Origin of the sequence: Streptomyces sp. BK79, from assembly GCF_044142145.1 — a bacterium.
In the GTDB taxonomy this organism is placed as follows: Bacteria; Actinomycetota; Actinomycetes; order Streptomycetales; family Streptomycetaceae; genus Streptomyces.
Genome location: NZ_JBHVOC010000027.1, coordinates 74,538 through 86,737, shown reverse-complemented (window position 1 = coordinate 86,737; position 12,200 = coordinate 74,538). Strand labels below are relative to the sequence as shown.

Annotated in this window: 8 protein-coding genes; all 8 read left to right on the top strand. The window is 75.6% G+C overall.

What is annotated here, in order from left to right; all coding sequences use genetic code 11:
• The first annotated feature begins 12 nt into the window (after positions 1–12).
• Positions 13–1,689: an FAD-dependent oxidoreductase gene (locus ACFIF2_RS29900; protein ID WP_395576366.1), complete on the top strand. Its 1,677-nt coding sequence runs from the start codon at positions 13–15 to the stop codon at positions 1,687–1,689.
• Positions 1,686–3,143, top strand: a complete 1,458-nt coding sequence (locus tag ACFIF2_RS29895; RefSeq protein ID WP_395576365.1) for an ATP-binding protein — start codon at positions 1,686–1,688, stop codon at positions 3,141–3,143. Before ACFIF2_RS29900 ends, ACFIF2_RS29895 begins: the two co-directional genes overlap by 4 nt.
• Complete coding sequence (locus tag ACFIF2_RS29890; protein ID WP_395576364.1) at positions 3,140–3,493, top strand: UBP-type zinc finger domain-containing protein; 354 nt, start codon at positions 3,140–3,142, stop codon at positions 3,491–3,493. Before ACFIF2_RS29895 ends, ACFIF2_RS29890 begins: the two co-directional genes overlap by 4 nt.
• Before the next feature lie 659 nt (positions 3,494–4,152).
• Positions 4,153–7,110, top strand: coding sequence for an AAA family ATPase (locus ACFIF2_RS29885; RefSeq protein ID WP_395576363.1), 2,958 nt, complete (start codon positions 4,153–4,155; stop codon positions 7,108–7,110).
• A 114-nt stretch (positions 7,111–7,224) separates the two neighbouring features.
• Complete coding sequence (locus ACFIF2_RS29880; RefSeq protein WP_395576362.1) at positions 7,225–8,529, top strand: CAP domain-containing protein; 1,305 nt, start codon at positions 7,225–7,227, stop codon at positions 8,527–8,529.
• 68 nt (positions 8,530–8,597) lie between these two features.
• Positions 8,598–9,275 carry an AIM24 family protein gene (locus ACFIF2_RS29875; RefSeq protein WP_395576361.1) on the top strand — a complete coding sequence of 226 codons (678 nt, stop codon included), beginning with the start codon at positions 8,598–8,600 and terminating at the stop codon, positions 9,273–9,275.
• Positions 9,276–9,429: 154 nt separating this feature from the next.
• Complete coding sequence (locus tag ACFIF2_RS29870) at positions 9,430–10,389, top strand: threonine/serine dehydratase (protein ID WP_395576360.1); 960 nt, start codon at positions 9,430–9,432, stop codon at positions 10,387–10,389.
• A gap of 167 nt (positions 10,390–10,556) precedes the next feature.
• Entirely contained in the window at positions 10,557–12,158 is a 1,602-nt protein-coding gene (locus ACFIF2_RS29865) for a serine/threonine-protein kinase (protein ID WP_395576359.1), read from the top strand.
• Positions 12,159–12,200 lie beyond the last annotated feature (42 nt).

Sequence of the window (12,200 nt, the reverse complement as noted above, 5' to 3'; positions counted from 1 at the left end):
CGTGGGGGACGTATGGCACAGGCGGACGGGGCCGCGCGGACCGTCATCATGACCGTGGACGACGACCCGGGGGTCTCCCGCGCCGTCGCCCGGGACCTGCGGCGGCGCTACGGCGCGTCGTACCGGATCGTGCGGGCGGAGTCCGGCGAGTCGGCGCTCGAGGCACTGCGGGAGCTGAAGCTGCGCGGGGACCTGGTGGCCGTGATCCTGGCCGACTACCGGATGCCGCGGATGAACGGGATCGAGTTCCTGGAACAGGCCCTGGACGTGTATCCGGGTGCCCGGCGCGTGCTGCTGACCGCGTACGCGGACACCAACGCCGCGATCGACGCGATCAACGTCGTCGACCTGGACCACTATCTGCTCAAGCCCTGGGACCCGCCCGAGGAGAAGCTCTACCCGGTCCTGGACGACCTGCTGGCGGCCTGGCGCGCCGGCGACCACCGGCCCGTGCCCAGCACCAAGGTCGTCGGGCACCGCTGGTCGGCGCGCTCCTCGGAGGTCCGGGAGTTCCTGGCCCGCAACCAGGTGCCCTATCGCTGGTACTCCGCCGACGAGCCGGAGGGGCGGCGGCTGCTGTCGGCGGCGGGCCAGGACGGGCGGCGGCTGCCGGTGGTGATCACACCGGACGGGACGCCGCTGGTCGAGCCGGAGGCGCCCGACCTCGCCGCGCGCGTGGGTCTGGCGACGACGCCGACGGCCGACTTCTACGACCTGGTGGTGATCGGCGGCGGCCCGGCCGGGCTCGGCGCGGCGGTGTACGGGGCCTCCGAGGGGCTGCGGACGGTGCTGGTGGAGCGGTCGGCGACCGGCGGGCAGGCCGGGCAGAGCTCTCGCATCGAGAACTACCTGGGCTTCCCCGACGGCGTCTCGGGCGGCCAGCTCACCGACCGGGCCCGGCGGCAGGCGGCGAAGTTCGGCGCCGAGATCCTCACCGCGCGCGAGGTGACCGGGCTGGAGGCGAACGGCGCGGCCCGCGTCGTACGGTTCTCGGACGGCTCGGCGATCGCCGCGCACAGCGTGATTCTGGCGACCGGCGTCTCCTACCGCCAGCTCACCGCGCCCGGCACCGACGACCTGACCGGCTGCGGCGTCTTCTACGGCTCGGCGCTGACCGAGGCCGCCTCCTGCGAGGGCCACGACGTGTACATCGTGGGCGGCGCCAACTCGGCCGGGCAGGCGGCGATGTACCTGTCCCGGGGGGCCAAGTCCGTGACGCTGCTGGTGCGCGGCGGCTCCCTGACCGCGTCGATGTCGCACTACCTGATCCAGCAGATCGAGGAGACGCCCAACATCCGCGTGCGCTGCGGCACGGTCGTCGAGAGCGCGCACGGCGACGGCCGCCTGGAGCGGCTGACGCTGCGCGACGCGGAGAGCGGTGCGACCGAACTCGTCGACGCCCAGTGGCTGTTCGTGTTCATCGGCGCGGCCCCGCTCACCGACTGGCTGGACGGCACGGTGCTGCGGGACGAGCGCGGGTTCATCCTCGCCGGACCGGACCTCACCCCCGACGGGCGGCCGCCCGGCGACTGGGAGCTGGACCGGCCGCCGTACCACCTGGAGACCAGCGTCCCGGGCGTGTTCGTGGCGGGCGACGCGCGCGCCCAGTCCGCGAAGCGGGTCGCGTCCGCCGTCGGAGAGGGAGCCATGGCCGTGATGCTCGTCCACCGGTACCTGGAGCAGTCGTGAGCGGGCGCCCGATGCCGTGCAGCCCCGGGGAGATCGGGGAGCTGTTCCTGTTCGAGAAGCTGACGCCCGAGCAGTTGGGGCGGCTGTGCGCCGAGGGCCGGGTGGAGCTGTTCGAGCCCGGCCCGGTGTACACCGAGGGCGAGGACGCGACGTGCTTCTACGTGATGCTGGAGGGGACGGTCGTCCTCTCCCGCCGGGTCGGCGCGGACGACGTGGAGACCAACCGCACCTCGCAGCGCGGGGTGTACGCGGGCGCGATGCAGGCGTACGTCGGGGACCGGGTGCCGCAGGTGTACACCAACTCGATGCGGGTGACCGAGCCGACGCGGTTCTTCGTGCTGCCCGCCGAGACGTTCGCGAGCGTCATGCGGGAGTGGTTCCCGATGGCGGTGCACCTGCTGGAAGGGCTGTTCTTCGGCTCCAAGAACAGCCAGCGGACCATCGGGCAGCGCGAGAGGCTGCTGGCGCTCGGCTCGCTGTCGGCGGGACTCACGCACGAGCTGAACAACCCCGCGGCGGCCGCGGTCCGGGCCACCTCGACGCTGCGGGAGCGGGTGGCGAAGATGCGGCACAAGCTGGCCGTCATCGCCGAGGGGCCGTTCTCCCGCGACGCGCTCGCCGGGCTCATCGAGATACAGGAGCGCACGGCCGAGCGGGTCGCCAAGGCCCCCGCGCTGACCCCGCTGGAGGCCGCCGACCGGGAGGACGCGCTCACCGACTGGCTGGAGGACCGCGGCATCGAGCACGGCTGGCAGATCGCGCCGGTCTTCGTGCAGGCCGGCCTGGACACCGACTGGCTGGACCAGGTCGCGGCGGCGGTGGACGAGGAGATGCTGCCCGGGGCGGTCGGCTGGCTCAACTACACCGTCGAGACCGAGCTGCTGATGAACGAGATCGCGGACTCCACCGCCCGCGTCTCGCACCTGGTGGACGCGGCCAAGCAGTACGCGCAGCTCGACCGCGCGCCCTACCGGCACGTCGACGTCCATGAACTGCTCGACAGCACGCTGCTGATGCTCTCCGGCAAGATCGGCCCCCGGATCGGGGTCGTCAAGGAGTACGACCGCACGGTGCCGGACATCCCGGCGTACCCGGCGGAGCTGAACCAGGTGTGGACCAACCTGATCGACAACGCGGTGGCCGCCATGAACGGCGCGGGCGGCGACGGCACGCTGACCGTGCGGACCGCGCTCCACCACGACCGGCTGCTGGTGGAGTTCCGCGACACCGGCACCGGCATCGCTCCGGAGATCCGCGAGCGCATCTTCGACCCGTTCTTCACCACCAAGCCGGTGGGCGAGGGCACCGGGCTCGGTCTGGACATCTCCTGGCGCATCGTGGTCAACAAGCACCACGGCACGCTCCAGGTGGAGTCCGTGCCGGGCGACACCCGCTTCCAGGTGCTGCTGCCGCTCACCGCCGCCGCATCCGAACCGACCGAGGAGCCGGCATGACCGACGACACCGGAATCGACCCCACCGCCCCGCCGAGCGGCACCGGCTGCGCCGAGTGCGACGCCTCGGGCGGCTGGTGGTTCCACCTGCGGCGCTGCGCGGGCTGCGGCCACGTCGGCTGCTGCGACAGCTCGCCCGGACAGCACGCGACCGGCCACTACCGGTCCACCGGGCATCCGGTGGTGCAGAGCTTCGAGCCGGGTGAGGACTGGTACTGGGACTACGCCTCCGACGAGCTGCGGGAGTCCGGGCCCGAACTGGCCCCGCCGGTCAGCCGGCCCGAGGACCAGCCGTCCCCCGGACCGGCGGGACGCGTACCGGCGGACTGGGCCCGCACCCTGCGCCGCTGACCACGACGGACCCACCGCCGCCCGTCCGCGCGGCGCATGCGCCCGCACGGCACGCCGACGCGGCGGATACGCCCGCGCGCCGCGTACGCCCGTGCGGCGGCCTGCTCGCACGGCGCGTCCGCCCGCACGGCGTGTCTGCTCGCACGGCGCGTCCGCCCGCACGGCGCATACGCCCACGCGGCGGATCCGCCGCGCGCCGGGCCCGGCCCCGCGCGGCCCGCTCGCAGCGTGCCCCGACCGCAACTGCTGGCCCACGGCGGACCCGGACCACAGCGCGCACCGAGAGCAGACGCCCGCGGCCACAGCGACCCCGAGCCCAGCCACCCGCACCCCCAGCGGCCCACTCCCAGCCTGCCCCGACCAACAGCCGCCCGCGATCACAGCGACCCTGAGCACGGGCGCCTGCGCCCCCCGCGCACCGGAGCGCACGCCCCGACCACAGCCGCCTGTGACCACAGCACGCCCCGGCCACAGCCGCCTGCGACCACCGCACGCCTCCGGCCACGGCGCCCTGCGTCCACGCCGGTCGGGCTCAGCGGCCCGATCGCGGTCGGCGGGCGGCCAGGCGCCCACCGGAGGGGGCCGGCCCGCGCCCGCCGCAGGGTGCCGGCCTGCTCCGCGGCGGGCCCGTTGTCGGACCCGCGTGCCAGGATGGCGGCGTGCAACAGACGTCATTCACCAGCCCGCTCGTCGGCCGCGAGGACGAACTCGCGCGTCTCGTCGGCGTGCTGGAACGCGCCCGCGCCGGGGAGGCCCGCGCGGTGCTGATCGCCGGGGACGCCGGGGTCGGCAAGACCCGGACCCTGGACGAGGTCGCCGCCCGGGCCGCCGCGGCCGGGACGACCGTGCTCACCGGGCACTGCGTCGACCTGGGCGACGTCGGCCTGCCGTACCTGCCGTTCACCGAGATCCTCGGCGCGCTGGCCGCCGACGAGCGGTTCGCCGCGGTGCTGGCCGCCCATCCGGTGGCCGACCGGTTGCTGGGCGGGGGCCCGGACGACGGGGGCGCCGCCCCACGGTCGCGGCTGTGGCTGTTCGAGGGCGTGGCCGCGCTGCTGGCCGAGCTGGCGGGCGTCGCGCCGCTGCTGCTCGTGCTGGAGGACCTGCACTGGGCCGACCAGTCCTCGCGGGACCTGCTGCGGTTCCTGCTCGGCCGCGGTGTCCTCCAGCGGCCGGCCGGCGGGGCACCCGGACACCGGCTCGCCCTGTTCGCCTCGTACCGGACGGACGACCTGCACCGCCGCCACCCCCTGCGGCCCCTGCTGGCCGAGCTGGTGCGGCTGCCCGCCGTGGAGCGCCTGGAGCTGCGCCCCCTGCCGGACAGCGACGTGGCGCGGCTGGTGCGGGGACTGCGGGACCGTCCGCTGCCGGACGCCGCCGTGCGCCGGATCGTCGAGCGGGCCGAGGGCAACGCCTTCTACGCCGAGGAGCTGGTCGCGGCCTCCCACGCGCCCGCCGGTGGCGTGCCCAGCGGTCTGGCCGACGTCCTGCTCATCCGGTTCGAGCAGTTGTCCGAGACCGCCCAGCAGGTGCTGCGCACCGCCGCCGTCGCCGGGCGCCGCGTGGGGCACGACCTGCTGCGGGACGCCGTGGGGCTGCCCGAGGAGGAGCTGGAGACGGCGCTGCGGGAGGCGGTGGAACGGCAGTTGCTGGTCTCCGGCGACGGAAACAGCTACTCGTTCCGGCACGCGCTCGCGCGGGAGGCGGTCTACGCCGATCTGCTCCCCGGGGAACGGACCCGGCTGCACGGGGCGTTCGCCCGGCTGCTCGGCGGGCCGGAGCGCCGGTCCGGGAGCGCCGCCGAGCGCGCCCACCACTACCGCGCGAGCCATGACCTGCCCGAGGCACTGGCCGCGTCGCTGGAGGCGGCGGACCACGCGCGGCGGGTCGGCGCGCCCGCCGAGGAGCTGCGGCACCTGGAGACGGCCCTCGACCTGTGGCCGGCGGTCGGGGCCGACGCGCGGCCCGCCGGCCCCGACGCGGTGACGCTCACGCTGCGCGCGTCGGCGGCCGCCGCGGACGCCGGGGAGCTGCACCGCGCGGTCTCCCTCACCCGCTCCGCGCTGGCCGGTCTCGGCCAGGACGCGGACCTGGAACTCGCCGCCCGCGTCCGCTACACGCTCGCCGGCAACCTGCTCAGCGTCGACAACCTGTCGGCGGCGTTCGCCCACAGCAGCGAGGCGCTCGCCCTGATCCCCGCCGACCCGCCGTCGGCGACGTGGGTGTGGGCGGCGGCCACACACGTGGTGGCGGCCCGCCAGGTCGGGGACAACGGGACGGCGCTGGAGGTGGCCCGCCGCGCGCTCGCGGTGGCCGAGGCGCTGGACGTCACCGACGCCCGCGCCGACCTGCTGATCTCCCTGACCAGTCTGGAGGGCGGCAACCGGAGCACCGCGCGGGGCCGCGAACGGCTGCTGGAGGCCCGGGAGCTGGCCCGGCGGGCGGGCAACGCGCCGGTGGAGCTGCGCGCGCTGTTCAACCTCGCCATCGGCTGCTTCGAGTCCGGGGACCTGGAGGAGTGCCTGCCGTGGGCGGCGGAGGGCCTGGAGCGGGCCCGCCGCTCCGGGCTGCTCTCCTCGCCGTACCCGCGGGAGATGCGGTATCTGCGGCTGCTGGTGCAGTACACGCTGGGTCACTGGGACGCGTGCGTGCGCGAGAGCGCGCAGGACGCGGCGGGGCCGGCCGCCGCGGGCGCCCACGCGATCGGCCCCGGGCTGTACGTGGCCCTGGCGCGCGGCGACTTCGGTGCCGTCGACCGCGCCCGGGCCCTGCGGGAGGGGCCGTTCGACTGGATGGCGTGGCTGGTCGCGGGCATCGTGCTCACCGAGGCGGCGGTGCTGCGCGGGGACGCGGAGGAGGCCGTGCGGTCGATGCGGTCCACCGTCGAGACGCTCACCGACGACGCGGGCACACCGCCCCTCGTGACCGTCAGACTGGCCGCCCTCGCGCTGTCCGCGGTCGCCGACACCGTGGTCCGGCTGCGCGGGGCCGGCGACGAGGCGGGCGCCCGCCACTGGGCGGACACCGCGGCCGACCTGGTGGAGCAGGCCCGGTCGTCCGCCGGACACGGGGACGGCGGCACGCCCCAGGGCCCCGAGGGCCAGGCTTGGCTGGCCCGGGCGGAGGCGGAGTGGGCCCGGATCGCCGGGCCGGGTCCGGACCCGGCGTCCTGGGAGAAGGCGGTGGCCGCCTTCTCCTTCGGCGACACCTACGAACGCGCGCGGTGCCGGCTGCGGCTGGCCGAGGCCCTGGTGGCGGCCGGCCGCCGCGACGAGGCCGCCGCCGAGGCCGACGCCGTGCGCCGGGAGGCCGACCGGCTCGGCGCCACGCTGCTGCGGGAGCGGCTCGACGACCTGGCGCGCCGCGGCCGGCTCACGGGCGCCGGGAGCGCCGGTGGTACGGCGGTGCTGACCGCCCGGGAGCGGGAGGTGCTGCGGCTCCTCGCCCTCGGCCACAGCAACCGCCGGATCGGCGAGGAGCTGTTCATCAGCGCGAAGACGGCGAGCGTCCACGTCTCCAACATCCTCGCCAAGCTGGCCGCGGCGAGCCGCACGGAAGCGGTGGCGGTCGCCTACCGGCAGGGCCTGATCACGCCGGAACCGACGGCACCGGGCTGACCCCCGGCAGGCGCCCCGTCTCCGGAGCGGTACCGGGAACCCCCGGTGTGCGGCGGACGTTGACCCGGCACCGACATCCCTGCCAGGAGAGCGACCAGGAAACGGGGCGGCACGATGAGCGAGTTGGTCCCCGGGGGCAACATCCCCCTGCCGCGCGGGCCCGTGAGCGTGCGGGTGCCGGGTGACTTCGACGTGTCGGCGCTCATCACGGACGACGGCGGCAAGGTGGCCGGTGACGGCGACTTCGTCTTCTACAACCAGCCGCAGGCACCCGGCGCCCGCCTGCGGGGCGACACGCTCACCGTCGATCCGTCCCGGCTGCGTCCCGGCGCCACCCGGGTGACGGTGGCGGTCAGCCCCTCGGACCCCGGGACCGCGCTGAGCGCCCTGCCCTCCCCCACCCTCCGGGTCGACGACGCACGCGGGCACGCGCTGACCCGCTTCACCCCGGCCCGGCCCCGGCAGGAGACCGTGCTGCTGCTGGCGGAGTTCTACCGGCGCGGCGAGGGCTGGAAGCTGCGCGCCCTGGGGCAGGGGTACGCCGACGGCCTGGCCGGCCTCGCCCGGGACTTCGGGGTGGAGATCGACGACGACCCGACGCCCGACGCCCCGGCCCCGGACACCGGCGGGACGACGGCATCCGCCCCCGACGGCTTCCTGGATCTGGTCAACTCGTCCCGCGCGGCGGCCGGTTCCCGCCCCGTCCTCGTCGATCCGCGCCTGGTCTCCGCGGCCCGGGCGCACGCCGCCGCCATGGCCGCCGCGGGAACCCTGAGCGTCGAGACCCGGGACGGCGTCAGTGTCCACCAGCGCGTGGTCTCGGCCGGGTTCGCCTACCTCACCGTCGGCGAGCACCTGGTCTCCGGCCCGCGCACGCCCGCCGAGTTCGTCGCGTACTGCCTGGGCACCGAGCGCACCCGGCGCACGCTGCACGACGCCGCCGTCACGCACGCCGGGTGGGCGTCCGTCACCGGCGGACCCTCGGGCGACACGTACTGGACCGCGCTGTGGGCCCTGCCCCTCACCCCGGACGGCCTGGCCCGCACCACGGCCGAGGTCGTCGAGCTGACCAACCGGCGGCGGACCGGCGCGGGGCTGCCCCCGCTGGCCGCCGACCCGCGGCTGGCCCACGCCGCGCAGGCGCACAGCGCGGACATGGTGGCCCGGGACTTCTACTCCCACACCGATCCGGACGGCGGCGGACCGTGGGGCCGGGCCGCCGCGGCGGGCGCCGGCCACCGCACGGTCGGCGAGAACATAGCCTGCGGTCAGCGCTCCCCCGCCGCCGTGGTGGAGGGCTGGATGAACAGCCCCGGGCACCGCGCCAACATCCTCAAGGCTGACTTCACGCACATCGGCGTCGGGCTGGCTGGCGGCGGCCGGGCGGGCACGTACTGGACCCAGCTCTTCGGCGGCTGAGCCCGGCCCACGGGAGCGAAAGCCGGGCGATCTTGGCGGAACGACACCCTCCGGGCCACTATGCCCGTATGAAGGGTGACCTCTTTTCCAGCGAGCACATGGTGCAGCCCGCCACCGCGCCGGGCATGACCGTCGAGAACTCCAAATGCATCCGTTACACGGTGAACGGCGAGATGCTGGCCCGGCAGGGCGCGATGGTCGCCTACCGCGGCAGTCTCCAGTTCGAGCGCAAGGGCCAGGGCGTGGGCGGCATGCTCAAACGCGCGGTCACCGGTGAGGGGCTGCCCCTGATGGCGGTGAGCGGACAGGGCGAGGCGTGGTTCGCGCACGAGGCGCAGAGCTGCTTCATCGTGGAGGTCGAACCCGGCGACGAGTTCACCGTCAACGGCCGCAACGTCCTGTGCTTCGACGCCTCGCTGTCGTACCGCATCGCCACCGTGAAGGGCGCGGGCGTCACCGGCGGCGGCCTGTTCAACAGCGTCTTCACGGGCCAGGGCAGGCTGGGGCTGGTGTGCGACGGGAGCCCTCTGGTCATCCCGGTCTCCTCCCAGTACCCGGTCTACGTCGACACGGACGCGGTCGTCGGCTGGTCGGCGGGACTGTCGACCTCCCTGCACCGCTCGCAGTCCATCGGTTCGATGCTGCGCGGCGGTTCGGGCGAGGCCGTGCAACTGGTGCTCCAGGGCGAGGGGTACGTCGTGGTCCGGCCGAGCGAGGTGACGCCGCAGAAGTCGCAGCAGCATTGAGGCGACGCCGCCGGGCGAGGGTGCCCGGGACGGCTCCGGGCCCCGCGAGAGCGCTCCGGCGACCCCACCGGGAACGGTGTTGACCTTGGACACGTGCCGCGAAAGGGTGCGCGGAGGGGCGCGGACCCGCGCCCGCACCGAAGGGATGACTGCCTTGATCGGGATCGCCGAGATCGAAGCCGCGGCCGAGCGGATCGCCGGACACGTCGTACGCACCCCGACGGTGCCCAGCCCGGGGCTCTCCACGCTGCTCGGGGTCCCGGTCACCACGAAGCTGGAACTGCTCCAGCGCACCGGCTCGTTCAAGGCGCGGGGCGCGACGGCGAAGCTGCTGTCGCTGACCGAGGCCGAGCGGGCCGCCGGCGTCGTCGCGGTCAGCGGCGGGAACCACGGCATCGCGGTGGCGGTGATGGCCGCCGCGCTCGACGTGAAGGCCACGGTGGTCATGCCGCGGACGGCACCGGCCCGTTCCGTCGAGACCGCCGAGGAGGCGGGCGCGCTGGTGCGGCTCACCGACGACATGGACAGTGCCTTCGCGCTCGTGGCCCGGCTGCGGGAGGAGGGCCTGACCCTGGTCCACCCCTTCGACGACCCCGTGGTGATCGCGGGCCAGGGCACCGTCGGGCTGGAGTTCGCCGAGGACGCCGCGGAACTCACCGACGTCCTGGTGAGCATCGGCGGCGGGGGGCTGATCGCGGGCGTGGCGGCGGCGCTGCGGGCGCTGCGGCCCGGCGTACGCGTCTGGGGTGTGGAGACCGAGGGCGCCGAGGCCATGTCCCGGGCGCTGGCGGCGGGCGAGCCGATTCCCGTGGCGCTCTCGTCCCTCGTGACCACGCTCAGCGCCCCGGCCGTCTCCCAGGTGACGTACGACCATGTGGCGGCGCTGGTCGGCGAGGTACTCGTGGTGCCGGACCGGGAGGCCGTCGAGGGTTCGCTGGCGCTCGCCGAGCACGGGAAGGTGTGGACGGAGCCGGCCGCCGGCTGTCTGCTGCCCGCGGCCCGGCGCGTGGTGGAGCGGGTGGGCGACGGTGCGAGGATCGGTCTCGTGGTGTGCGGCGGCAACGCCACGACCGCCGACATGACGGCCTGGGCGGACCGCTTCGGGCTGCGCTGAGGGCGCGTTCCCGCACGCGCCGCCCGCAGGTGCCGCCCCGCGGGTGCCCGCCCTTTTTGAAGAAGGGTCAGAAACGCTCACGGGTCGCGTGTTCGTTGAACGCGGCCCGGTCCTCCCCCCGTACTCCTGGTCGAGCCGAGAGCCGTCGGTGCGAACGAGGGAGGGCCATGAGCGGGGCGCACGTCTCCCCACACGAGCTGGTCGCCGGGCGGTACCGCCTCCTCGAGGTCGTCCACCGGGAGACGAACCTCGTCTCCTGGTCCGGGGAGGACACCGGCACGGGCCGTCCGTGCCTGCTCACCCGGGTCGGACTGCCGCCCGAGCAGTCCGGCGAGAGCGCCCGCCGGACCACCGGCCGGGTGGTCCGCACCTGCGAGACCATGCAGTCGCTGTGCCCCGGGCGGATCGCCGCGGTGGTCGACGCGGTGGTGGAGGACGGTGCGCTGTGGACGGTGACCGAAGGGATCGCCGGCGTACCGCTCGGCGAACTCCTGGAGCGCCGGGGCCCGTTCAACTACGTGCGGGCGGCGCGCGTCGGACTGGAACTGCTGGAGGTGCTGGAGGCGGCGCACGGCCACGGCCTCACCCACGGCGAGCTGAGCCCGGGCCAGGTGTACGTGCGCGAGGAGGGCTCCGTGGTCGTCACCGGGTTCGGACTGGCCGGCGCCACCCTCACCCCGCGCCTCACCGCGCCCTCGTACGCCTCGCCGGAGCAGGCCCGTGACCAGCGGCTCGGGCCCGCGGCCGACCTGTGGACGCTGGGCGCGATCCTCTACACGCTGGTCGAGGGCCGTCCGCCGTTCCGTGACCGGGGCCGTCCCGAGGCAACGCTGAGGGCGGTGGACCGGCTGCCGCTGCGCACACCGGTGCGGACCGGTCCGCTCACCCGGGTCGTGCAGGGACTGCTGCGCAAGGACTGCCGGGAGCGGCTGACCCGCCCGGTGGTCCGGGAGGTCCTGGTCCGGGTGGTGACGGAGGATCCCGACGCGGCCGTGCGCGAGGTGCCCGGCCCCCGGCTGCGGGGCGCGTACGCCGCCGCCCGCCACGTGAGCCGGGGGTGGAGCCGGCGGACGGTGGCCGCCGGGACCGCCCTGGCCGTCGTCACCGTCACGGTGGCCGTCCTCGCCGTCACCCACGGGCTGCCCGGCTCCGACAGCGGTTCGGCGACCGGTGCCGGCACCGGCGCGCGGGAACGCCCCTCGGCTCCCGGCGCACCGCCCACCGGTACCGGCGACCCCGCCCCCTCCTCCCCCGCCCCCCGGCCGAGCGCGACCCCCTCGCCCTCGCGTCCGGGCAGTGCCCTGCCGGCGGGCTTCCGCCGCTACGACGCGCCGGAGGGCTTCTCCGTCGCCCTGCCCGAGGACTGGCAGCGCGTGGACACCTCACGGGTCCCGGACGGGGCCTACCGGGTCGTCTTCGGCGCCCGGGGCGACCCGCGCACCCTCGCGGTCACCTACAGCGAGCGCGCGGGCGCGGATCCCGTGGCGGTCTGGCGCGACCGGGTCGAGCCCGGTCTGGCACGGTCGGACGACTACCGGCGGGTCGGCGAGATCCGGGCGACGACGTACCGGGGGCGTGCGGCGGCCGACATGGAGTGGACCGCGGGGGACGGCGGCACCCGGGTGCGCACCTTCGGACGCGGCTTCCTCCTCGGCGGCGGCCGGAGCTTCTCGCTGCGCTGGACGACGCCGGCCGCCGACTGGGAGGACGCCGCGAACGAGCGGGCGCTCACCACCGCCCTCGAGACGTTCCGGGAGGACTCGGACTGACCCGCCCCCGGCCCTGGCCCCGACCCTGGCGGCCTCGGATCA

Coding starts and splice junctions, on each gene's coding strand:
- ACFIF2_RS29900 (WP_395576366.1), top strand. CDS start 13: ATGGCACAGGCGGACGGGGCCGCGCGGACCGTCATCATGACCGTGGAC.
- ACFIF2_RS29890 (WP_395576364.1), top strand. CDS start 3,140: ATGACCGACGACACCGGAATCGACCCCACCGCCCCGCCGAGCGGCACC.
- ACFIF2_RS29880 (WP_395576362.1), top strand. CDS start 7,225: ATGAGCGAGTTGGTCCCCGGGGGCAACATCCCCCTGCCGCGCGGGCCC.
- ACFIF2_RS29875 (WP_395576361.1), top strand. CDS start 8,598: ATGAAGGGTGACCTCTTTTCCAGCGAGCACATGGTGCAGCCCGCCACC.
- ACFIF2_RS29865 (WP_395576359.1), top strand. CDS start 10,557: ATGAGCGGGGCGCACGTCTCCCCACACGAGCTGGTCGCCGGGCGGTAC.